At 48.2% G+C, this 25,584-nt stretch carries 14 protein-coding genes; 6 read left to right on the forward strand and 8 right to left on the reverse strand.

Annotated elements, in window-relative coordinates; translation table 11 throughout:
* The first annotated feature begins 7 nt into the window (after positions 1-7).
* Entirely contained in the window at positions 8-2,116 is a 2,109-nt protein-coding gene (locus M2137_RS10470) for a hypothetical protein (protein ID WP_280766386.1), read from the forward strand.
* An 85-nt stretch (positions 2,117-2,201) separates the two neighbouring features.
* Here M2137_RS10470 and M2137_RS10475 read toward each other — a convergent pair whose 3' ends face one another.
* Positions 2,202-4,559 carry a glycoside hydrolase family 2 TIM barrel-domain containing protein gene (locus M2137_RS10475; RefSeq protein ID WP_280766387.1) on the reverse strand — a complete coding sequence of 786 codons (2,358 nt, stop codon included), beginning with the start codon at positions 4,557-4,559 and terminating at the stop codon, positions 2,202-2,204.
* A gap of 354 nt (positions 4,560-4,913) precedes the next feature.
* Between M2137_RS10475 and M2137_RS10480 the strand changes: the two genes are divergently transcribed.
* From M2137_RS10480 to gcvT, 3 genes are all read left to right on the forward strand, one after another.
* A complete protein-coding gene (locus tag M2137_RS10480) occupies positions 4,914-6,317 on the forward strand; it encodes an amidophosphoribosyltransferase (protein ID WP_280766388.1) in 1,404 nt (467 codons plus the stop codon).
* A gap of 85 nt (positions 6,318-6,402) precedes the next feature.
* Positions 6,403-7,620 carry a peptidase T gene (gene pepT, locus M2137_RS10485; RefSeq protein WP_280766389.1) on the forward strand — a complete coding sequence of 406 codons (1,218 nt, stop codon included), beginning with the start codon at positions 6,403-6,405 and terminating at the stop codon, positions 7,618-7,620.
* Positions 7,621-7,638: 18 nt separating this feature from the next.
* On the forward strand, positions 7,639-8,733 hold the full coding sequence (gene gcvT / locus M2137_RS10490; RefSeq protein ID WP_280766390.1) for a glycine cleavage system aminomethyltransferase GcvT: 1,095 nt from the start codon (positions 7,639-7,641) through the stop codon (positions 8,731-8,733).
* Between the two features lie 87 nt (positions 8,734-8,820).
* Here the strand turns inward: gcvT and M2137_RS10495 are convergent, their stop codons facing one another.
* The 4 genes from M2137_RS10495 to M2137_RS10510 all read right to left on the reverse strand — a co-directional run bounded on the left by M2137_RS10495 (position 8,821) and on the right by M2137_RS10510 (position 17,318).
* Positions 8,821-11,316 carry an outer membrane beta-barrel family protein gene (locus M2137_RS10495; protein ID WP_280766391.1) on the reverse strand — a complete coding sequence of 832 codons (2,496 nt, stop codon included), beginning with the start codon at positions 11,314-11,316 and terminating at the stop codon, positions 8,821-8,823.
* Between the two features lie 209 nt (positions 11,317-11,525).
* Complete coding sequence (locus M2137_RS10500) at positions 11,526-15,593, reverse strand: two-component regulator propeller domain-containing protein (protein WP_280766392.1); 4,068 nt, start codon at positions 15,591-15,593, stop codon at positions 11,526-11,528.
* 146 nt (positions 15,594-15,739) lie between these two features.
* Complete coding sequence (locus M2137_RS10505; RefSeq protein ID WP_280766393.1) at positions 15,740-16,177, reverse strand: DoxX family protein; 438 nt, start codon at positions 16,175-16,177, stop codon at positions 15,740-15,742.
* A 160-nt stretch (positions 16,178-16,337) separates the two neighbouring features.
* Entirely contained in the window at positions 16,338-17,318 is a 981-nt protein-coding gene (locus M2137_RS10510) for an alpha/beta hydrolase (RefSeq protein ID WP_280766394.1), read from the reverse strand.
* 111 nt (positions 17,319-17,429) lie between these two features.
* Here M2137_RS10510 and M2137_RS10515 point away from each other — a divergent pair, with 111 nt between their 5' ends.
* Positions 17,430-18,719: a M64 family metallopeptidase gene (locus tag M2137_RS10515; protein ID WP_280766395.1), complete on the forward strand. Its 1,290-nt coding sequence runs from the start codon at positions 17,430-17,432 to the stop codon at positions 18,717-18,719.
* Positions 18,719-19,825 carry a M50 family metallopeptidase gene (locus M2137_RS10520; protein WP_280766396.1) on the forward strand — a complete coding sequence of 369 codons (1,107 nt, stop codon included), beginning with the start codon at positions 18,719-18,721 and terminating at the stop codon, positions 19,823-19,825. Before M2137_RS10515 ends, M2137_RS10520 begins: the two co-directional genes overlap by 1 nt.
* Here the strand turns inward: M2137_RS10520 and M2137_RS10525 are convergent.
* The 3 genes from M2137_RS10525 to M2137_RS10535 all read right to left on the reverse strand — a co-directional run bounded on the left by M2137_RS10525 (position 19,788) and on the right by M2137_RS10535 (position 25,582).
* Complete coding sequence (locus M2137_RS10525; protein WP_280766397.1) at positions 19,788-20,432, reverse strand: MarC family protein; 645 nt, start codon at positions 20,430-20,432, stop codon at positions 19,788-19,790. The two genes, M2137_RS10520 and M2137_RS10525, sit on opposite strands and share 38 nt — an antisense overlap.
* A 28-nt stretch (positions 20,433-20,460) precedes the next feature.
* On the reverse strand, positions 20,461-21,897 hold the full coding sequence (locus M2137_RS10530) for a monomeric [FeFe] hydrogenase (RefSeq protein ID WP_280766398.1): 1,437 nt from the start codon (positions 21,895-21,897) through the stop codon (positions 20,461-20,463).
* A gap of 409 nt (positions 21,898-22,306) precedes the next feature.
* A complete protein-coding gene (locus M2137_RS10535) occupies positions 22,307-25,582 on the reverse strand; it encodes an efflux RND transporter permease subunit (RefSeq protein WP_280766399.1) in 3,276 nt (1,091 codons plus the stop codon).
* Positions 25,583-25,584 lie beyond the last annotated feature (2 nt).

The raw sequence follows: 25,584 nt of genomic DNA on the forward strand, positions 1-25,584 counted from the left end.
AACCATTATGAATATTAATTTTGTGTGTAAAAAGGGGCAAATGATGCTATTGTTTGCCGCATTGTTTCTGTTTTCCATAGCAGAATCGAAAGGACAAGGCAACCTGCCGAAGAGTAATAAATTTGTGCACCACGGAGCGGGGAACCCCTATCTGCCGTTGTGGGAGCACGTGCCGGATGGAGAACCACGTGTTTTTGAAGATCCTGACAATCCAGGCAAATACCGCGCCTATATTATCGGATCGCACGATGTGCGTTTCGGAAGTTATTGTGGTCCGGATATTCGTGCTTGGTCGGCACCCGTAGAGGATTTGTCGAGTTGGCGCGACGAAGGGCCTATCTTTACCTACCCGATAGAAGGACAATGGGATGTGATGTATGCTCCCGACCTGGTTGAAGTAAGACGTAAAGACGGTACAAAAGAATATTATCTCTATCCGCATAGCCGGGGACGAGGACGTGAACCGATGGTGGCGAAAGGTAGTCGCCCGGATGGTCCTTTCACACCGATCAATATGACAGAAGACGGATCGGGCGTGGTTGAAGGAAGTATTCTGGGATTCGACCCCTCGATCTACATTGAGTATGTAACCGATCCGAACGATCCCGATTATAATATTGGATTCAGAGCGTATGGTTTCTGGGGATTCCAACGTTCGCTGGCAGCTCAATTGGATCAGAATACGATGTATTCCGTACGTCCCGGCACCCAGATTGTTCCTTATTTCATGCCTTCCAGTACCCGTTACGGTGTACTTCGTGATCCGGAAGGAACGACCTATCCGCATATCTATCCGGGAGAAGATCTTGGACGTTTCAACTTCTTCGAAGCCTCTTCTATCCGTAAGGTTGGAAACAAATATGTAACGATTTACAGCGGTTACTCAGGGCCTGATTATGGCTTGAGCAGCACCAACTCTGCCTTGCGTTATGCTTATGGCGATACCCCGCTGGGTCCCTGGAAAAGTGGTGGCGTATTGGTTGATTCCCGCGCACCGGTGGTGAATCAAGATGGTTCTTCGTTGGTGACCACAGGTCCCGGTCATAACACACATGGTAGTATCGAGTTGATTAACGACCAATGGTATGCCTTCTATCACCGTCCGCCGAGAGGATTCGGTAATGCCCGTCAGCCCATGGTAGCACCCGTCATCATCGATTGGGATGAGAAACCGGTGGCTGAAGGTGGTAAGGTGACGATCCGTGCTTACGATCCGTATGCGAAAGACAACAAATGGACAGCGAAAGACAAGAAAGGCAACGAATATACCGGAGCCGAAGTAACCTCGGAAGGTTTCCATCTCTACGGATTGGATCCTTATCAATATTACTCTGCCGGATACGCTTGCTACCTGTCGGATATAGGTATTCAGCAAGATTCATGGGATATATGGGACAACCATATGCCTATTGCGAATGTAAAGAACGGACATATCATCGGGTATAAATACTTCGGTTTCGGTGGATTAGACAAAGCCCAGAAGGGATTGAAACCTTTTGAAGGAACCAAACCGGGTAATAATACCGCGTTCAACCTTTTCCTTACGCCGAAAACAAACGAGACTTTCAAAATAAACGTTTGGTTGGATGGTCCTTGGAAAAACGCACCTTGGAAAGGCAAAAAGATAGGTGAGATAGTAGTTCCTGCCAATGCTGCACAAGAGCCAACCCAATTCACGATTGATGTGGCCAATTTTGTGGATAAATTGGATGGCAAGCATGCTATTTTCTTGGTGGCTGAAGGTGGTAGTTCTAACGAACTTTTCGACCTGATGGGTCTTGGATTCAGCTCGGATTCGAAGCCAATCGTTCGTCCTGTTCCTCCTACGGTAAGCATTTCAGTTAACGGACAAGAAATAGAATTGCCTAATACGCCGGTACGTTCAACCAATGTAAACGGTATTACAGGTTACGATCTGTATGAAGCGTTCTATAAAGTGCCGGCAACTACCGGTGCTCCTTCACCCAGAAGACGTACGATGGTGACTGCAACTGCGAGCGATCCGTCGGTTAAGGTGGTAGTGACCCAGGCTGATACCCCTTTCGGAACGGCTGTTGTGCAATACAATTACAACGGTGTACTGAAAACATACCGCGTTACGCTTGTTGCCGAATAAACAGTAAACGCAACCGTATAAAACCATAAAAACCCCGGGAATCTCTTGGATTCCCGGGGTTTTCTATTTCAAAGAGGCGAACACCTCACTTGCTTTCTATCTCTACTGTATAGGGAGTTGCGATTCCTTCCACTGCTACGTTTACCTTGATTCTTCCCGGTTTGCGGGTCGATTGCACTACGACAAGGGCTTTGCCGAAATAGGTATTCCGTGTGTTGCCGCCAAATTTGCCTTCGCGACGCAGTTCGCCACTGTCGAGTGCCCGGAAGCGGCCTTCACCTTCGACCGTTACAGTCAGTTTGCGGTTGTCGGTTTGTACTAAGTTTCCGTTTTCATCCTCCAGGTGGATCATGATATGCGACAGGTCTTGCCCGTCGGCTTTGATCGTGGTGACGTCGGGGGTCAATACGGCTTTATGGGTTCCTTTGGTGGTAACAAGCGTATAGGTAGCCACCTCCTGGTTGCCGTTGAATCCTTTCGCCTCGAGCTTGCCGGGTTGGTAGGGCAGATGCCATACGATCGTATTATTGGTGAAGTCGGCTGTTTTCAATACGCCCATTGACCGGTCGTTGTAGAACATTTCCACCCGTTCGCAATTGGTGATGGTGCGCACCTCCATCATCTGTCCGATATAGCTGTTGGGGAAGTTCCAATGCGACGCCATCTTAGGCCATTGCCAAAGGTCGCGCCCATGGTCGATGTCGAGGGAGGCGTCGACTACCGCGATACTCACCAGCGGGGTCTCGTTCCACATGGCACGGTGGTAGGCGGCGCGTGGTTTTTCGTTCATACAGATATCGAACAACCCGTTGGGCCATCCTTTGCTCGGCCAGCTCGCTTCACCGAGATAATCGACTCCCGACCAGATGAATCCTCCGGCGATAAAGTCGTGTGCTGCCACCGTATTCCAAGGATTGATCGGCGTATAGCTGCGGATATTGCCCTCTTCCCCGCTGAAATAGGGGAGCTCTTCCGACACCAGGACGATCCGTTCGGGATATTTCTGCTTCTCGCTCACCATGCGTGCTTCGAGGTAGTTGTAGCCTATCACGTCGGTCACGCCGGCGATTTCCACGCGGTGGTTGTTTTGCGCCGCCATGGTGACGGGGCGTGTCGGTTCCATCCGGTGTACAAAATCTTGTAACATCTTCGCACGGGCAACAGCATCCGTCTGGTCTTCATCCCAGGCCTCCTGCACCTCGTTGCCGATGCTCCAAAGGATAATCGAGGGATGGTTGCGGTCGCGAAGCAGCATATTCTCCAGGTCACGTTCCCACCACGCATCGAAAAACTTTTCGTAATAGCCCGATTTCCACTTGTCGAAAGCTTCGGCAATCACGACAAATCCCATCCGGTCGCACATATCGAGAAACTCAGGTGTAAACTGGTTGTGTGCCGTACGAATAGCATTACAGCCATACTCCTTCAATATCTCCAAACGGCGTTCGTCGGCACGGTCGGGCACGGCGGCTCCCATGCTTCCGGCATCCTGATGCAGACACAATCCTTTCAATTTCATGTGTTTGTCGTTGAGGAAGAATCCTTTCTCCTTATCGAATCGGATGGTGCGGATACCAAATGGCGTGGTGTAGACATCCACCACTTTATTGCCTGCGCGCACAGTGGTTTCCATGGTGTACATTACCGGCTCATCGACCGACCACAACTGGGGATTTGTTATCGAAAATGACTGTTCGACGTCGACCGACGCCTGGGCGTTGAGCGTTGCCTTTTCGCGGTTGCTCTTGGCCATCTCTTTGCCGGCGGCGTTGAGGATGCGTTGCGACACGGTGATGGTCTCCTCCCGCTGGCTATTGTTATTTACCGTAGTCACCACCTTGACCTCTGCCTGGCTGGGTTCGACCGTCGGAGTGGTTACGTAGGTGCCGTAGGTGGGAATATGTACAGGGCTGACCATCTGAAGCCAGGCGTGGCGATAGATGCCCGAACCGGCATACCAACGGGCACTGCCACCGGTTCTGTCGACGCGTACGGCAATGACATTCTCCTCGTTGAATTTCAGATAGGGAGTCAGGTCGTATTCTATGCTGCAAAACCCGTAAGGACGATGTCCCAGGTGGTGTCCGTTGATGTAGACATCGCTTTGATGGAAAATCCCGTCGAACAGAATGGATATATTTTCCCCTTTCTGCGCATTGGGCACCTGAAACGTTTTGCGATACCAACCAATCCCTCCCGGAAGAAAAGCCGCAGAGCCACCGACCGACTGTTCGAAATTCAGTTCAATGCTCCAGTCATGCGGAAGTTGCACATTTTGCCAGTTAGCATCGGCACATTGAGGTTCGGCATATTTCGGGTTGTCTTCGTTCAGAATAAATTTCCAGTCGAAGTCAAAATTTTCTTTCGTACGGATGTTCTTTTGTGCAAAACCGCATACTACGTATAGTAGCATGGTCAAGATTAATAAGCTCTGTCTCTTCATGTGTCAATTGATTTTTTCTGTAGTGATTTTAATACATAAATTAAGGCAAATATAGAAATTTGTTTCAAACCTGCCTGAAAGTTCTGTTTTGTAAATGGATGAATATGTAACAATTCGGGGAGTTTTCTATCGTCGATGGGCATCGACAGTACTGTCCATGCCCATCGACAGAACTGTCCATGCGCTTCGACAGTACTGTCGATGCCCATCGACGATAGAATTCTCCGTATAGCTGAGCTGTTTTTGAAATGAATGGAATATCTCCGCGCGTAATCTATCGAAAGACTCCTCGTATCTGAAAATAAACTCTTACCTTTGTGTCCGGAATAATAATAGCTTAACAACAAAGACACAATGGGTGGTTTTTTTGGAACTATATCAAAATCGGCTTGTGCTACCGATCTCTTCTATGGCACAGATTACAACTCACATTTAGGTACCCGGCGAGGGGGGATGGCAACGCTTCATGAAGGCATCTTCAGACGTTCAATCCATAATCTGGAAAATTCCTATTTCCGTACCCGTTTCGAGGCAGACCTGGATAAATTCAAAGGAAACTCAGGCATAGGGATCATCAGTGATACGGATCCGCAACCGATATTCGTCAACTCCCATCTGGGGAAGTTTGCTATCGTAACCGTTGCGCGGGTGAACAACCTGGATGAACTGGAAAAAGAGTTGCTCGATAAAGGCGCCCATTTCACCGAACTTAGTTCTGGACAAACCAACCAGACAGAACTGATCGCTCTTTTGGTCTCCCAGGGAAAATCTTTTACCGAAGGGATCGAGATCGTACAGAAAAAGATCAAAGGATCCTGTTCGATGTTGATACTGACCGAACACGGGCTGATTGCCGTCCGCGACAAATACGGACGCACCCCTGTATTGATCGGGCGAAAAGAGGGAGCCTATGCCGCGTCGAGCGAGCCTTGTAGCTTCCCGAATCTGAACTTCGAGCTGGAATACAACGTAGGACCGGGTGAAGCGGTGTTATTGACCGCCGATTCGATGACACAACTGAGAGCACCCAATAAGAAGATGCAGGTTTGCTCTTTCCTTTGGGTCTATTATGGCTATCCGGTATCCGATTATGAAGGGATCAACGTTGATGCGGCTCGTTATGCCAGCGGTATGGCGATGGCCAAAAAGGACGATGTCGAGGCCGACTATGTGGCCGCTATCCCCGATTCCGGCATTGGCATGGGATTGGGTTATGCCGAAGGCAAAGGAATCCCTTACCGCCGCGCCATTATCAAATACACGCCGACCTGGCCACGTAGCTTTACACCCGCCAACCAGTCGGTACGCGACCTGGTGGCAAAGATGAAGCTGATACCCAACCGGGAACTCCTGCGCAACAAGCGGGTTATCTTCTGTGACGACTCCATCGTGCGTGGTACCCAGTTGCGCGACAATGTGAATATCCTGTACGGATACGGTGCCAAAGAGGTGCATATGCGCCTGGGCTGTCCGCCGATCCTTCATTCTTGTCCGTTCCTCGGTTTCACGGCATCCAAATCGTCGATGGAGCTGATCGCACGTCGTATCATTCAGGAACTCGAAGGAGATGCCTCCAAAGATCTGGATAAGTATGCCACGACAGGGTCGGAGCAATATCATACCATGATCGATTGCATACGCCGGAAACTCAATATTACAACATTGAAGTTTAATACAATTGAAGACTTAATCGCCTCCATCGGATTGCCCAGAGAGTGTGTTTGCACGCATTGCTACGATGGAAGCAGCTATTTTTAATTAATGGATAATTGATAATGGATGATTGATAATGAAGGATGTCGTATCAATTATCCATTATCCATTATCAATTTATCTTACATCTATGACTACTGTTAAACGCTTTCTAAACTACGTCTCTTACGATACGGAATCCAATGAAGAGACAGGAACAACACCCAGCACACCCGGGCAGAAGGTGTTTGCCGAAGCCCTGGCCAAAGAGCTTGAGGCCCTGGGGTTGGAAGAGGTAACACTCGATGAGAATGGTTACCTGATGGCCACTCTGCCGGCCAATACCGATAAAGAAATCCCGACAATAGGTTTTATTGCACACATGGATACCAGCCCTGATATGTCGGGTGCGCATGTGCAACCCCGCATCGTAGCCTACGAAGGAGGCGATATTATCCTCTCGGAAGCCGACGGTGTGGTGCTTTCTCCGAAGATGTTCCCGGAGATGTCGGACTATATCGGCCAGGATATCATCGTAACAAACGGACAAACCCTATTGGGTGCCGACGATAAAGCGGGCATTGCGGCCATCGTTTCCGCTATGGATTATTTTCTGACTCATCCGGAAGTGACACATGGCAAGATACGCATCGCCTTCACGCCCGACGAAGAGATTGGCCAAGGCGCCGATCATTTCGATGTGGAGAAGTTTGGCTGTGCCTGGGCCTATACGATAGATGGTGGGCAGATCGGGGAACTGGAGTATGAAAACTTCAACGCCGCCGCTGCTAAAATAACCTTTAAAGGATTGAATGTGCATCCCGGAACGGCTAAAGATAAGATGATCAACGCCTCGCTGTTGGCAACTGAGTTTGCCTCCTGGCTGCCGGCGACCGAACGTCCGGGAACGACCAGTGGATACGAAGGGTTCTATCACCTGACTGCTATGTCGGGATCGGTGGAAGAGGCCAGCCTCTCTTATATTATCCGCGACCACGATCGTGCCCTCTTTGAAAAGAAGAAAGAGAACATACGGCAATTGGTCAGCCGGATGAATGAAAAGTGTCCTGGTAGCACTGCTTTGGAAATGCGCGATCAATACTATAATATGAAAGAGATCGTTGCTCCGCAACAGCATATCATCGACCTGGCTTTCGATGCGATGACAGCAGTGGGTGTAAAGCCGATTGTGAAGCCGATCCGCGGAGGAACCGATGGAGCGCGTCTTTCTTTCATGGGACTTCCCTGCCCGAATATCTTTGCCGGTGGGCATAACTTCCACGGGCGCTACGAATACCTGCCGGTTCCTTCACTGGATAAGAGCAGACAAACAATTCAGAAAATAATCGAGCTACTGGCTCAACAATAATAAACAAAAAACATCTGTATGAAAACGACTCCATTTACCGATGTGCATATCGCATTAGGTGCTAAGATGCACGAGTTTGCCGGTTTCAATATGCCTATTGAATATACCGGTATCATTGACGAACACATGACGGTGGTAGAAGGCGCCGGCGTGTTCGACGTATCCCACATGGGCGAGTTCTGGGTGAAAGGTCCGAATGCCCTGGCCTTTTTGCAGAAAATAACCTCCAACGACGTAGCAGCCCTGGAACCGGGTAGGATACAATATGCCTGTTTCCCGAACGAAACGGGTGGTATTGTCGACGACCTCTTGGTGTATTGCTACGATCCGGAGAAGTATCTGTTGGTAGTCAATGCCGGCAACCTGCAGAAAGACTGGGACTGGTGTGTTAGCCACAACACGGTAGGAGCCGAACTTGAAAACTCTTCCGACAACATTGGCCAATTGGCCATCCAGGGACCGAAGGCAACAGTCATTCTGCAACGCCTTACACCGATTGATCTGTCGGCTATTCCTTACTACTCATTCGTGACAGGTGAATTTGCCGGATGTCCGAATGTGATCATTTCCAACACCGGATATACCGGAGCGGGTGGTTTTGAACTCTATTTCTATCCGAGCGACGCGATGACGATCTGGAATGCCATCTTCGAAGCCGGCAAACCGGAAGGCATCAAACCGGTTGGTTTGGGTGCCCGCGACACTTTGCGCCTGGAAGCTGGTTTCTGCCTCTATGGCAACGACCTCAGCGACACCACTTCACCCATTGAAGCGGGCTTAGGCTGGATCACCAAATTTGTAGAAGGCAAAGACTTTATCAACCGCGCCGAATTGGAACGCCAGAAGAAAGAGGGCGTTACCCGCAAGCTTTGCGCGTTCGAGATGATCGACAAAGGCATACCCCGTCACGGGTATGAAATCGTTGATGCGGAAGGCAACGTGATCGGTGAAGTAACCTCAGGCACCATGTCTCCTTTCCTGAAAAAGGGAATCGGTATGGGGTATGTTAAACCGGAATATACCAAAGTAGGTACGGAATTCTTTATCCAGGTGCGCAACCGCAACCTGAAAGCACAGGTAATCAAAGCACCTTTCCGGGCGAAGAAGGTATAAACTATTGAGAAAAAAGGAGAAGGGAGAAAGGAGAAAGGGCAGTTATACCTTCTCCCTTTCTCCCTTCTCCTTTTTCCTTTCTCCCTCTTACTGTACCTGTCCTTCTACCGATCCACCGGTGCTTCCGCTACCGCTTCCGCCGGCTTTTGTATCGTCGTTACTGATACCGCGGCGCACCTTCTTCACTTGTTCCTTAAGTGTTCCAAAGCGATAGGAAACACGCAGTCTGACTTCACGCATCGGAATACGGTTGATACTTTCCTGGTTGAACTGGGTGCCTGTCATGGAACTCTTCATGGTCATATTCTTTTGAAGTGGATTTTGACATGAGAGCGAGACTGTTAAGTTCTTGTTTAAGAAAGATTTATTGATCGAAATGCTGCTGAAAGAGTAGGGGTCTGTTTTACTCTGCAACTGAACCGGTGGGAAAAAAGCTCCCGCATTCAAGCCGATATTGAAGTCTTTAGGCAGTATAAATTGCATATAACCAAAGGCCTGTCCGCCCCATCCCTTATTGGCATAGCCCGTATTACCACCATCCAGATTGGCATAGCTGGCACCTCCGTTCAGCGAAACATTGAACCATTTCAACGGACTCCAACGCCCATACAGGAATAGACCCAAACTCTGGCTCTTGCCAATATTCTCATATGTCGACACATTAACCCCCGTCGACTCGTCTACAAAAGTGACACGCTCGATGGAATTGTTCACGAAACTGTAATTCACACTTGCGTTAAGGTTGAATTTCTGTCTGAACATACTATAATTCAGGTTGAAGCCATGGCTCTTTTCCGAATTCAAATTCGGGTTCCCATATGATATATTCTGTGGGTCTATATTGTTTACATAGGGGTTAAGATACCAGATCCCCGGACGATAAATACGCATATTATAGCCAAAACGCAACTGCTGTGTCATGTCTATCATATAAGAGACTGTGGCATTGGGAACAACGTCAAAATAGTTATTCTTGAAATTCGCTTCAGGCGAATCGGGATACTTCACATTCAACGATGTTCCTTCGGCACGAACTCCCGCTTTGAAACCAAAATTCTTCAATCGCCAGGCATACGAGAAATATCCGGAGTAGATATGTTGAAGGTGATTCAAGTCGCGCATAGGACGGATTGTATCTACCCAACCGACAGCATCACCCCGGAAGATGCGTTCAAAACTTTCACTATTATTTTCACGCATGATGTATTTTAACCCGGCTTCGAGTGTCTGATTCTTTCCGGTGGGCGTGGTATAGTCGATTTGCGCCGTATGTTCATTCGTATGCGCGTCGTTTTTACTCCATTTCGGATAGGCGATGGAATCATAAAAATTAACCATATCATAGAGGTGAGAATACGATTCGGAGTTGTCGGGTTGGTTACTAAATCGATAAGAAAATGTTAGTAACTCATCCTTTTTATGTGTCGAATGCTGGAAGTCGACATTGACATCGATCGATCCATAATCCATATCGGAATCTGTTTTGCGCAAATAGCTGTAGTTATAAAAGTCCATATTGCTCTTTGAAAGCACATCGTATTCGGAAATACTTTTAAAATCTCCCCGATAAATATTCCCTCCAACACTCAACAAATTCAGCGAATCGATCTCATAGCTTATCTCCAATGTTCCGTATTGGAAAGGACCATGGCTCTTGCTTCGTCCTTTTTGGGTAGTCAGGCTGGTGAGCGGTCCAATGTTTTCGCGCGTCGACTCAACCTCTCCCCAGGGACGACGCTGTTCGTTGAAATTATAATAACCGGTTATGCCCAGCTTGCCGATCTTTGTCGTTAGATTACCTCCGACGCCATAACTGCCGAAACTGCCCACGTTTGCATTCACCGTCCCCATTACACCCTGCATCGAGCTGGTCTTGTGGGTAATGATATTGATCACACCCCCAATGCCCTCTGCGTCATACTTCGCACCCGGATCGGTAATCACCTCAATGTCTTTCACCGAACTCGCCGGCATACTTTTCAATACATCCGACGCATTATTGCTTGACAGCATATTGGAAGGCTTACCGTTCATGTAAATCTTAAAGTTGCTTGAACCTTTCAGTTGGATCTTATCTTCCCCATCGACAGTCACCATCGGCACCTTCCGTAGCATTTCCAATGTGTTGTTTACCTTCGACTCCGGGTCTTCCTCCAAGCTATAGGTGAGCTTGTCGATATCGACCCTCACCAACGGTTTCTGAGCTGTTACGGTCACCTGTTCCAATTGTTGGGTATTCTCCGCCATATAGACGATGCCCAGATTCTTTGTCTTGTCATTGGCTGTGAGCGTAAACTTCTTCTCTGCCGGTAGTTTCCCGACAAACTGGATAGTTACCACATAATCGCCCGGCGCATTCAGGATAGCCTCGAACTTCCCGTCATCATCGGTTGCCAACATTTTCACTGCTTGCTGGGGAGAAGCAGCTAAGGCAAATTTCATGGTCGCATAGGGTACACTTTCATTGGAAAGCGAGTCAATCACCTGTCCTTTTACCGTAAAGGACGACACGCTTGCGGGCTGGGCAAACAAAGATGTGGCACAGCATAGTGCAAGTAACAAAGTCATCAATTTCTTTTTCATCTGAATAAATAGTGTGTTGAATAATAGATACGAAATGATCGTAGGCGCAAAAGTAATTGAAAAACATAGCCATCATTTATTTCATATAATAAATAAGCCTAAAAAATGTTCCTGTCTATTTTTATTAACAGTCACTGGAGTCTTGCGTTTATAATCAAAGATAGGTGAGGAGAGAGTCGGGGGAGAGATTTTTTTTGAAACTACTTTGCCTAACGACCATGCTGTTCCATGTAGGCGCTGGGCGACATGCCGTATAATTCCTTAAAGGCGTTGGAGAAATAGCTCAGGTTGGTAAAACCGGTAGCCTCCGATACCTCCGAAATAGAAAGACTTTTGTTGGCCAACAGGTCGGCTGCCTGCTTCAGACGAATGTTGCGAATCAGGTCGCGTGTGGTCTGGTTGGTCAATTCTTTCAGTTTGCGATGCAGGTGAACCCGGCTGATCCCGACGCGGTCTGCAATCATCTCTACGCTTAATTCCGGATTCGACATATTGTCGTTGATCACCTTCATCACCCGCTCCATCAGCTTCTCGTCGGCCGACTTAATCGTGATCTTACGCACCTTGTCTTCCTGTTGCTGATTGCCTTTGAATGTGTTGCGGAGAATGTCGCGGTTCCAGATGATATTCTCTACCGTACTACGCAGGATATCGATATTGAATGGTTTGGGAATAAAGGCGTCAGCGCCGATATTTAATCCTTCCAGGTTGTCTTCCTCGTTTGATTTGGCCGTCAGGAGTATCACAGGGATATGGTTGATATTGATATTCTGCTTGATCTTCCGGCACAGGGTGATCCCGTCCATCTCCGGCATCATCACGTCGCTGATAATCAAATCGGGCGCCTTCTTCAGGATGGCGTTCAAGGCTTCCTTACCATTCGGATATTCCTCCATGTGGAAGTCGTCACCCAACTCCTGGCATATATATTGGCGGATCTCGTCGTCGTCGTCGACTACCATGACACGGCGCTTTGATTTCGATTTCATTTTGACGCTCTCTTCCTGAATCGATGGAACCGACAGGCTGTCGAAGAGGTGATATTTGTTTTGCGACATTTCCGGATTATCCTCTATGTCATCCGGATGCAGATGGCTGTTGCCTAACGGGATACGCAGGATAAAGCTGGAACCTTCCGGTGCATGGTCTTCCACCCATATATAACCATGGTGAAGCTCTACTAAGGAACGGGTCAGGTGTAGGCCGACCCCTGTGCTTACATTGGTTGTATTATAGTTGTTGTGTATCTGGTAAAAACGATCGAAAATACGCTCTTTATCCTCTTCTTTAATGCCAACACCCGTGTCGGAAATGGCCACTTCCAGGTATCCCTCGTAATCATTCAATTCGCGGGCGGCCTCGATCGTTCTCAGATAAATGGTGATTTCACCGCCATCAGGGGTATATTTGAACGCATTAGAGAGGATATTCATGATGATTTTATCGAAGTTCTTCGGGTCGACCCAGACCGGAAGTTCTTTCAACTCTGTTTGAAGTTCGAACCGGATATTCTTCACCTTCGCCGGGTATTCAAAATAGGAATAGAGGTCATAGATAAAAGAAATGATCTCCACCTCCTGAAACCTTAGTGTCATAAGCCCTTTGTCGATCTTCCGGATGTCCATCAGTTGGTTGATGAGATTTAGGATACGCACGGCATTACGCTGAATTGTCTGGTAGCTTTTTTGCCTTTCACCATCCGGATCTGTTGTTATTAGTTTTTTCAACGGGCTGATGACCAGTGATATGGGCGTCCGGATCTCATGCGCAATATTAATAAAGAATTGGAGTTTGGCTTCATTTAGCTCTTTTGCGTGCTGGTGTTCCAATATATTTTGGCGCGAGCGATAACGTTGTCTGAGATACATAACCAATAGAAACACCATAAACAGGCCGATAAGAATATACGCGATCCGCGCCCACAAGGTCTGGTACCAGGGAGGGGAGATGATAACTGTGATCACTTTTTCATTTGAAAAAAAATTGTAATCTTTTGCGATTATCCTGAAATTGTATTTGCCCGGCGAGAGATTACTGAACGTAATGCGGTTGTTTCCGGAATGAAGGCTCATCCAGTTTTCCTGGTTTACGCTGTACATATAGGAGATCCGTTCCGGGTTATGGAATTCCATTACAGAAAACTCCAAACTAAACGAATTGTCCCGGTAGGAGAGATTGAATTGATAGGCATCCATAACGGAGGTATTAATCACCGTGTGCGATCCCGATTTCGTTCCTTTCCGCACAGGTGTGTCGTTGATATAGAAATCGGTGATGCGGATATCCATTTTTTTCTCTTCGTAAATGATGTCGCGGGGATTGAAGTAGGTGATACCGTTCAAGCCGCAGAAAAAGAGTTGTCCCTGCCGGTCGGCAATGGCAGCCCGCTTTGAGAATTCATTGCCTTGCAGGCCGTCGTTGGCATAATAATTGATGAAACTCTTATTGTTCAGACTGAATTGCGAGAGGCCATAGTGGGTGCTGAGCCACAGATTACTGTCCTTATCGCCCGTAATAGCACAGATCACATTGTTGGGCAGACCTTCATGTGTAGTGTATTCCCGGATCGTGCCCATGGTTTTGTCGTAAGAGAACAATCCCTCAGAGGTGCCGATCCAAATGAATCCGTTCTCATCATCATACAAGTCGTAAATGGCTATTTCCGGGAGCAGGCGATGGTCACCAAAGGTCGAGGTGTAATTATTTGTTTTCAGATCGAGGCATGCCAGGCCATTGAATGTGCCTATATACAGTTTGTCTTCGGAAAACAAAAGGGCGGACACCCAATAATTGATTAAATAATTATCCTCTCCCTCCTGATCGGTCGCTTTCGGCTGATTGTGGTTCGTGATTCGGTTCGTACGCAGATCCAGACTGTACAGCCCAGCTCCGATCGTTCCAATCCAAAGGTTCTTGTTTTCATCTTCGTTCAGGCAGTAAATCCGCTGTATCGGACTGCCGTTTTCGTCGACAAAGTCGGGCAGGTAGTGATAGTCTCCTGTTTTCTTATTCACCTTACCCACTCCGTGCAGATAGGAAGCGAGCCAAAGATCATGATTGGAGTCTTCCAAAAGATACATGATAGAGGGCGGTATCGAATTTTCCTTTCCGGTATAGGGGAAATGGTTCAGTAATTGTCCATCGAGCGTGATGTGGTACAAGCCACTATTGTCTGTGCCGACCCAGAAAGAGCCGTCGTTGTCCTGGCTGATGGCGGTGATATTGCTGTTCCCGATGATGTTGTTCTTAATGGATTTATGCCCAATGTAATTGAATTTGTTTGTTTTGGCAGGAATCAACAAAACACCCTTCTGGTGAATTCCTATCCACATATTGCCGTAGTTATCTTTCAGGATCGAGTGTATTTTGGAATTGTCGAAATCAACAATTGTTACGTCAAAGCCGCTATCTACTATTCTCTTCTCTTTGGCTTTGTAAACTTTCAGCCCCTGCCCATCCGTTCCGATATAAATCTCTTTCGGATTCTCTACATAGATTGTTTTGACCGAGAGTTTTTGTGCTCCTTTGTAAGGGATAGGACGGAACAGATCCTTTTCTTCGTCGTATAAGAAGAGACCATCCGAGAGGCTTCCGATCAATAGATTTCCCTCACTGTCTTCACGGATGCAGGAGATATTATTCAATACCAAGTCGTTATCCCTAAAATAGCTTGTTAGCTTATTCCCTTCACTCAGCCGGCAAAGCCCCTTATCTTCCGTAGAGACCCAGATGTTCCCGTTTTTATCTTCATATAAGGTCGTAATATAGATACTGGGAGCCACCCAGTTGACCTGTTTTGCATATAGATCGCCTTCTCCAGTGACCAATGTATAGATACCCTGCCCGGTGGTACTGATCAGGATCTCCCCGTTTTTCCTTTCCAGAATAGAGGTGATATGTGGCTTTACGATCTCCCCGCTACTCAAATACATAGGAATATCCGTAAAGGTATCCGTTGCATAGTCATATAGTTGCAAGCCATGAAAGAGGCCTACAAAATAGTTCTCCCGGCTGTCTTCAAACAAGACTCTGGTAAAGTTGTTGCCCAGAGAGGAAGGGTCGTTTTTGTCCTGTTTGTGGATTGTGAATTTGGCTCCGTCGTAGCTGTTCAGTCCATCTTCCGTAGCGATCCAGATAATACCATTCTTGTCTTGTAGCATATCATAGATCAGGCTGTTCGACAACTCACGGTCGGCAGAGAATAGTTTCCCCGATTGCGCAAGTCCCCAAACAGGAAGACACAAGAAGAGTATAATGATAAGAATGGTTGTCCTCATAATCCTTTACTCCAAAATACGGCGTACTTTTTTCAAATCGAACAACAAATATACATAATTAAGTTACAACATTGTGTACCTACCTGCCTCTTTTCTTGCTGTGAAGGGGATACTCTTACTTATCTATAGGGTTCAGGGTGTATATTCTACTTCTTCCCGGCTACGGCTTTGGCTATGACCCTGTCGAGGGCATATCTGCCCGGGCCGGCCATGAATAGGATCACGTAGACGATCATATAGACAAATGCCAGTTCTTTCGCTGCGAAAGGGTCGCCGCCATGGATCACAAAAAAGGCAATCATCATGGTGAATAGCATCGGGATCACTGCCAATCTATAAAACGCTCCCAGGATAAACGCGATGGAGCAGGCCACTTCCCCAAAGATCGCCAGCCCCAACGAGACCGGACTGCCTACCCCCAGCGGGTCAGGAAACACCTGGGATAGTTCCGAGAAGTTCATCCATTTCTGTATACCATGTGTCATCAATAAGACGCCAAATAAAATGCGAAAGACTAATAAAAAGAGAGAATACTCCTTGTTGTCCGGTTTCAACGGAAATAAAAATCGTAAAATTGTTTTCATAACTATCTATTGTTTTCTTTGTTCATAAATAAATAACCTATCTAAAGAACAGGAAAACATCGAAAATGGTTGTGAATACGTTGCCGTGCCCAGCGTGAGGGCTTGTCCGAGCGCATCCCCTCCTTTAAAAAATAAGAAATTAAGTAACAAAGCTGACAGCCTACCGCTCTCCTACCATATATCTTTTCAGAAACAGCTCTATCTTATCCAACATCGTATCCGACCAGAACTCCCGGCCGCCATGTCCTGCTCCAAGCACACAGTAGTATTCATACGGTATGCCGGCCTTGTCTAATGCTTCAGCTACTAAATCGCTCTGATGGAGAGGCACAAGGGGGTCGCGGTCGCCATGCGCCATAAACACGGGAGCATCGTCGGGCGTTGCATAATAGATCGGGCTTGCCTTACGCGCCAAATCTTGGTTTTCGGCAATATTCGCTCCGATAAGCTGTTCTTCGGGCGAGGCACCGGGGAACTTCATCGTCTGGAACTCCGGTATTCTGACCAGTTCAGATGGCCCAAAGAAGTTCACAACCGCATTCACCTTGTTTGAATATTCACCGTAAAGGTCGGTATCCAGTTCCGGATGATTCTGCGTAAAGCCCATGAAAAGCGAGGTGTGTCCCCCTGAAGAGTCGCCCCAGCCAAACACATTATCCACATCCACATGATAGGTTGCGGCGTTTTTGCGCATAAAACGAATGGCACTTTTGGCATCTTGCACTTGTGCCGGGAATTTACCTACGGAAGAAGGACGATACTCCACACTGGCCACCACATATCCCCGGGCAGCAAGCCGTATGAGGTTAGGCGTTGCCATGTCGAGATTCTGCTTCATCCAAGCCGATCCCGGCACATAAACAATACAGGGAAGCGGATCGGTGGTATCCTTCGGAATGTAAACATACAGGTGTAGATCCATCCCATCGCGATGCGCATAGACAATATCCTTTTTGACCTCCACCTCTACAGTCGGCTGTTGATTCTTATCCACTTCGCCGGAAAGGTCGAGGGGGATTACTTTGGAAGAGATGGATTGGGCTGCAGGAATATCCTGCGGATTAGGGAATCCTTGCGCTTGCAGATTCATGGTTCCCATTACAACAAAAGCAACACACAATGCTTTACTTACTGTTCTCATAATAAATAATTTTAAATTGATTCAAAAGTGGTTTACTCTAAACGATAGTTTTGACAAAGATAATAGGATTTATGTATCTTTGCTGCTACACAATTCACAAATAATAATCGCATGAAAAGAGTTATCCTTATTGCATTCTGCACCGTCGCCTCCCTTTGTAATCTATCGGCACAAACCTCTTTTGAGAAATACTTTGAAGATAAAAGCCTGCGTATCGACTTCGCCCTGAGCGGCAATAGCGAGTTTCAGGCGGCTGCCCTGCAGCAACTTCGCGAAGAGCCCATCTGGGCAGGCCCGAAAACCAACCTAATCGATAAGTTCGGCTATGGCGGATACTACATCAATGTATATGATAAAGCCACCGAAACATTGATCTATTCCCGCGGTTTCAATACACTTTTCGAAGAGTGGCTGACGACAGATCAGGCCAAAACGGAAACGCAGTCGTGGAACAACGGATTGCAAATTCCCTATCCCAAAGCACCTGTCACCGTCGAAATCACCGCGCGCAACCGGGCTACCAGCCTCTTTTCTCCGCTCCTTCGCTTAGAGGTGGATCCAACCAGTATCTTTATCGACCGCAGTCCACTGAATGAAAACAGGATAACCCAGATACAACACAAAGGCGACTCCCACGAAAAGATCGACCTGGTCTTTCTGGCAGAAGGTTATACGGCTGCCGATCAGGAGAAATTTGCCGCCGATGCCCGCCGTTTTACCGAGTCATTGTTTCAGACTCCGCCGTTCGACAAACACCGGGATGCCTTTAATGTATGGGGTGTTCACCTGGTTTCGGAAGAGGCCGGTACGGATATCAGCGGAAAAGGGGTGTTTCGCAATACCGCCCTCAACTCAGGTTATTACACCTTCGGCGTCGATCGCTACCTGACCACGCAGGACATGAAGCCGATACGCGACGCGGTATGGAACGTTCCCTGCGATGCAATCTTCATATTGGTCAATACCGATACCTACGGTGGTGGCGGGATGTATAACTTCTACGCGATGGGAACAGCCGACAATGAGCGTACCGCTGTCGTGTTTGTGCATGAGTTCGGACATAGTTTTGCCGGGCTGGCCGACGAATATTTTTCGTCGGAAGTGGCTTATAGCGATGATTTCTATCCCCTGAACATAGAGCCATGGGAGCCTAATATCACCACCTTGGTCGATTTCGACCATAAATGGAAAAACATCTTGCCGGCTGGCACGCCGATTCCGACACCACTCGACGATGCCCACCGCAACAGCCTGGGCGTGTTTGAAGGTGGAGGCTACCTGGCAAAAGGCATCTATCGCCCGGTTGACCATTGCATGATGCGCGATTATGCTCCCTTCTGCCCTGCCTGTAGCCGGGCTATCGAGCGAATGATTCAGTTCCTTACCGACAACGACTATTGATGAAAGAGAAAACTTTAGGGATTATAAGAAACATTCTTTTATTCCTTGTAACGATGGGAATCGGTGCCTTTATCGGCATCTATGTGGCTACGAACATGAAAGAAATGGGGTGGATCGGCGTCATCCTATTGGGTGTTTGGGTTTTTCTCTCGTTTATCCTGGCGATACAACTGCATGAGATCGGGCATTTCCTGTTTGGAAAACTCTCGGGATACAAGTTATTGATGCTCAAATTCGGGCCGCTTTGTTACAAATATGAGAACGGGAAATACAAACTTGCATTCGAGAAGGCGGTTGGATACGCAGGCCTTTGCATGATGATGCCACCCGAAGGAGAGCTGCAGGATAGCCAACATATCCTCTATTACGCGGGAGGTGTGACAACCAATATACTGACCGGAGCGATTACCATACTCCTCGCCTGCCTGTTTCCGGCCTGGCACGCCAACCTGACCGTGGCTTTATGGATCTTCGGCATCATATCTATCCTCCTGGGCATAACGAATCTACTGCCACGCATCGTACAAAACAACCCTACCGACGGCAAAATTATCTTCAGCATATTGCGTAAAGAGGAATTGGCCAAAGACATGACCTTCCTGAATACGGTTATGCAACAAATGGTCGTCGGCGTGCGCCCCCGCGATATTGCTTTGTTGAACCAGCCATTGGAAGAGGAAAACGAACCCAACCAGTTCTTTATCTACCGCATTATCTACCACCTGTTCAACGCCCTCGACCGGGATGACAAGGAGAAGGTGACCCACTGCTGTCGGTTGATGGAGAAACATATTGACACCATCCCTACGGCCGTCGAGATTCCGATGAAGATGGAGTTTGTCTGCGCCTACTGTCTGTTAGGCGAAACAGAGAAGGCGCAAGCGTTTTACGATATAGTGAAACAGCGGTTAGAGAAAGAAAACGATATGAGCGGCCACCGCATCAAAGCATACGTAGCCTATTATCTCCATGAAAACAAAGAAGAGGCGGCCGCCTGTTGCGAGAAAGCCCTGTCGGTGGCCGACAGTTTCCCGATGAAAGGTCAGACCCTTATGGAGAAAGAGTTGGTTAATTCGCTGCTTGCCTCAATATATCAATCAAGATAGGCCGCGCCCCCCCGACGAAACATTCCACGGCAATCACCATCAGAATCAGCCCCATCAGGCGCATCATCACGTTGTTGCCCGTCTCGCCCAATACCTTCACTAAGCGTGTCGAGGCGCGTAGTATCAGGTAGGTGATGAAATAAACCACCGCAATCATCCCGATCAATGTCCCCTTCATGGCATACGTATGGGCATCCTCCATCAGAATAATGCCCTGGGCAATCGCGCCCGGCCCGCACATCATCGGGATAGCCAACGGTGTAATGGAGATATCATTCACATAGGTCTTAATCTCCTCCTTCTTGAGCTTCGCACTGGCGTACTTCGCCTGCAACATATCGTAGCCGATAGCGAAAATGATAATCCCGCCCGCAATGCGGAAACCATCGGTAGAGATCCCGAAGAATTTAAACAAAAGCTGCCCCGAGAAGGTGAAAACCATCAGGGTAATGAAAGAGGCAATCGTAGCCCGCTTCACAATCCGCTGCCGCTCCTGCTCGTCCATGCCGCTGGTCATTGTCAGAAAAACCGGCATGGTGCCCAAGGGATTGGTCAGGGTAAAGAAAGAGGTAAAACATAAAAGAGCATAAGGTAACAAAGAGTCCATAATCCACAGTGTTTTATTTGTATATCATTCATAAACGGGTCAATTCTTTCACTAATTGCTTTTGCCCCGACATCTTATCGGCAAAGGTACAAGGACCGGTCACGCAACCTCCTTCGCAGGCCATCACTTCGATGAATTGCGCCGGCGTTTTTCCCGTTTTGGCATAGGCGCGCAGTAAAGATACATTCTTTTTGGTCAGATTGGCAATCTGTACGGCATTGACACTATCGTCGCGCAGATAGGACTTCACGGCATTGATCACGCCGCCCGACTGGGCAAACCCATACGCCTCGCGGGAGGCCACCGCCGCCGGACTAAGGCCTTCCACCTCTTCCACCCGGATATCCATGCCTTTCAATACCGAAGCGATCTCCTCAAAAGTCATGCAATAATCGACATCCTCGTTCATCTTCACCTCTTTGCGCTTGGCGACACACGGGCCGATAAACACAATCTTCGCGTCGGGATACTGCTCTTTGACTAATTTCGCCGTATAATACATGGGTGAAGGGGTGTCGGAGATGTATTTCTTCAAGTCGGGAATATGCTTGTCGGCCAGTTGGGTGTAGGAAGGACAGCAGCTGGTAGTCATAAAAGGCTGTCCCTCTTTCATCTTCTCCGCAAACTCTTTCGCTTCATGACGGGTGGTTTCCATCGCCCCCTGCGCCACTTCTACGATATCGGCAAATCCCAACGCGCGAATAGCGCCATACACATTCTCGACCGGCACGCTGAACTGCCCCAGGATAGCCGGAGCCACGATGGCTACCATCTGCTCTTTGTTGCGCAGGCTCTGGAGTATGTCGAACACCTGGGATATCTCAAAGATAGCACCGAAAGGACAGGCATTGATACATTTGCCGCAATAGATACATTTCGATTCGTCGATATGTTCCACCCCATATTCATCCTTCGTGATGGCTTTGACCGGGCACACCTCTTCGCAGGGAATCGGGATATAGACAATCGCATGGTAGGGACAATTTTGCTGGCATTTACCACAGCTGATACAGGTTTCATGGTCGATCTGTGCCTGCCCGTTTTTCTGGAAACTAATCGAGTCTTTCGGACAGTTGAAAGAACAACTGCGAGCCACACAGCCGCGGCAGAGATTCGTCACCTCATAATTGACCGATACACACGACGAACAGGCCTCGTCGATCACACACAATAGATTTTCTTTCTTGTTTTCATCTCGTAACAAAGCTTTTTTGGCATATTCGGAAAGCGGCGTCAGTTCATCCTCCTCATCGGTCATATCGAATCCCAAAAGCGGAAGGGTTTTGTATTTCCACACGGCACGCTCCTTATGCACACAACAGCGTCCCTGTACTTTAGCTCTGCGGGGAGTCAGTTGGATAGGCAAACGATCTATCCCGGTTAGTAAAAGATTATTTTTCCATAGTTCGACCAATTGCGCCAGCAGTTCGTGGCGCACAATCATCACATTATTTGTAAATGCCATAAGCCCTTTTTCTTTTAAAGTGCAAAGATAGTGAAGATTACCGAAATGCATCCTATCTTATGAAAAGATAGTGAAAGTTGAATACAGAGCCAGGCTTGCTTGAACTACATTAAAGCCTCCTATTATGTAATGATTTAGTTGTTCTATGAAAATGTAAACAAATATTAAAACGCTCATTTTTGGCAAAACCGCCAATTTACGATTTGTAATTTCCGACCGACTTTGCGCGCAAAAAAGCGGGACTTTGGAGACAAACTCCCGGGAGAAACACTTTTTAACGTATGGATTTGTAAGCAAAATGGCCGTTTTGCTTACAATCGCGATTTTAACATTTCGAGAGAGACAACGGGTCAGCGAAAAAATCCGGCCTGGAAGGTGTTCACAGGATTCCGGCACCCTGTCTCGATTGTTAACCCTCCGGAACTACTTCTTCTTTCTTCTTTTTCCGGTTCTTTTTTACTTTCACTCCTATTACTTTTTTGTTGAGCGAGAAGATGGGCAGGAAGAAGAAGATAGCAATGACCGACATGATCAGTCCGCCGATGGTTCCGGCAGCCAGGGGGAACCAGAAGGCTTCTTTTGTGGTGCCTACCATAAAGGGAATAAAACCCAAAACCGTGGAGACCACCGTCAGGAAGATCGGGGTTACCTTGGCGTTCCAGGCCTTTAGATAGAGCCTGAGGGACGACATCAGCGGATGACGTTCACGGAGCTGGTTGTATTCGTTCACAATGTAGATGCTGGCATTCACCGTGATCCCGCAAAGCAAAACGAAAGAGGCAAACCCTCCCTGGTCGAAATTGAGTTTGAACCAATAGAAGGTGAGGAACACTCCGATATAAGAGATGGGAATCACAAAGATAACCGCCAGTGGTTGTTTGAAGGAGTTGAAAAGGATACTCGTCGTAAAAAAGATGATCACAATAATCAATAATAAAAGCAGGTATTGCTTGTTGTCCTTTTTGCCCCAGTAGTAGGAGCTACCTTCCCGCTCGGCTGTGTATCCCATAGGCAAATCGACATTGAACTCTTCGAGTGTCCGCTCCTGAATACGCATACCCTGGTTGCTGGCACCGATATATTCGTATTGCAGGCAAAGGCGGTATTGCTGGTTCACCTTGGCTACCTGCTGAGGCATTTGCCCTTTTTCGACCTCGGCCAGCTCTGCCAATTTGTAATACTTCCCGTTGACAAGCTGGGGGATATATTGCATATTCCAGATATCGAAATCCTGGGATTGACGCGAATTGAGCTTCAGCCGTTCGGTTTCGTTATCTACAATCACGCTTCCCGTTGCCATATCTTTGCCGAACACCGGGCGGATAGAGGCAAAAAGCTGGATCGGAAGGATGTTCTCCTGCGCCATGCGGGCCTTGTTCAGGTTGAAAGAGAACTCCTGGTAATCGTCTTTATACCAGGAAAATTCCGAATTGATCAATACCTCTTTGATACGGCGGTTGCCGAGCAGCTTTGCTTTCAGCTTTTCCCCCCACTCAAACAGTTCGTCGTAATTGTATCCGTACATCACAATGCGGTAACTCCCGGCACTCTCGCGCACATCGTTGCTGAATCCCTGATCCTGTAATCCATAGACAGCCCAACTGCCGCCACCCAGCTCGATTGCCCGGCTGGTCACCTGGCTCTTCAGCGTATAAGGGAACCCGGTGCGTTCACTTTCGCGGGTGAAATAGACCTGAATGCGCGCCTGACGGGGACTGCTTACGCTTGTCTGGAACTGGCGGATCTCTTTATGCGTGCTCAGGTAGGACTCCATCTGTTTGACCAAATGATTCATCTGATCAAGCGTAGTTCCGTTGGGCATCGATGCCGTAATGGTCAGTACGACCTCTTCGCTACGGGTGAAATAACTGCCGTTGTACACCTTCTGCACAAACAGGCGGAGCGTGCCTCCCAATGTTTTTTCGATGATCGGCTTGATCTTCTCTTTATAGGTCTCTTTGGCAACAATTGTATTGTATTTCTCTGCCAAAGAGATCTGTAAGGGTGACATATTATTTCGCTTGGCATCATTGAGCTCGATCCTGTCGGGCAGCATAAAGACAGGCAATCCGAACAATAGGATAATGGCGATGATGGCAATCACGCGATGGCGTACCAGGAAACGTATCTGTGCCTGGTAATAACGGGTGAAGTAGACCGGGAAACGTTTCAGGAAACGTCGCACACGGGCAAAGCGCCGGCGGGGCTGCTTCGCTTTTTCCTTTTTCCGCAAAAGCCCCATCTTATCGATTAAGGCCGGTACGAGGAAGAGGGCAATAAGTAGGGAAACGCCCAGGTTGATGATCACGACCGCTGCGAAATCCTGCAGGTTCAAGCGCAATCGTTCGTCGAGGAAGAAGATCATCGAGAGTGCCCCCATGGTGGTCAGCGTAGCCGCCAGGATAGCCAGGAAAGCACCCCGGTCGTGGCGGTTGCGGATGTGGTCGGTCATGACAATGGTGTTGTCGATGATCAGGCTGAGCGAGATCGTGATACCGGCCAGTGAATAGAGCTGTATCTCCAGCTTCAGAAGATAGTAGAGGATAACAGCTATGCCCAGATTGACAGCTATGCTGATAGCAATCAATAAGAGGTATTTGAAGTTGCGCGTGATCAATAAGACAAACAACAAGAGGATCAGCAAGGTCAGGCCGGAACGGAGATATATCTTATCCAGTTCTTTCTGGATATATTCTGTGGCGTCATAGCTGGTATGCACCTCATAGCCGCTCGGAAGGATGGTGCGGATATGATCCATCTCCTCTTTTACCTTCTTGGCCAGATCCAATTGATTGGCCATTTCATCGGCTCGGATCGAGAGGTAGATCGAGTTGAGCCCGTTGATACGGAAATAGCTGCGCGGCGCCTCTTCCTGACGGGACACCTTTACGAGCTGGTCGAGGCGGATCAGTTGGCCCGTGTTGGTGGTAAGGGTGATGCGGGTCGCATCAAATCCGTTGTCGCTGTATTCGGGCACCAATGCCAGGCGTATCCATTCCTCCGTCGATTCGGTTCCTTCGGTCAGGGCGATGCCTAAGAATTCTTTCTGATAGTATTGCGAAATGGCCTGTTGAATATCATTCAGGGAAACGCCTACCTCGGTGAGCTGGCGGCTGTCGTATTCTAAGCGCCATTCCATCGGTGTGGCACCGCTCACATCTACGCGGTAGATGCCGGGGATACTGGCCAGCCGGGGTTTGATCTGCTCCTCGGCAAAGCGTTGGATAAAGATAGGGGTGGCAGCCGCATTCAGTGTGTAACTGATAAACGGGCGGGAGTCGTTCTCGTCGGGACGGCGCATCTCAAGAACGGGGTAACTCAGCCCGTCGGGCAGGCTGGGCCAGGTCTGCCGCACAATGGTGGATGCCTCAAAGCGAGCAGCGTCGATATCGGTATGTTTGTCGAGCTCCAGGGTGATATGTCCCCAGCCGTTGCCGGATGTGGAGTTGATATTACGGATTCCCTTGATACGCGCCAGCATGGCCTCCAGACGCGAGGTGACCTCCATCTCGATGACACGGGCGGAATTATTCGGGAAGTTATAGCTGACTGTCAACTGAGGCAATACGCGCGAGGGAGAGAGCTTAATGGGCAATAAAGGCACAAAAGCGATCCCCGCCAAGGCAATGCAGACAAAGGCGACAATAATTGTGAACGACGATATGGGCTGTTTCTTCTTATCCATTC

Origin of the sequence: Parabacteroides sp. PFB2-10 (assembly GCF_029893085.1) — a bacterium.
GTDB lineage: Bacteria > Bacteroidota > Bacteroidia > Bacteroidales > Tannerellaceae > QVMG01.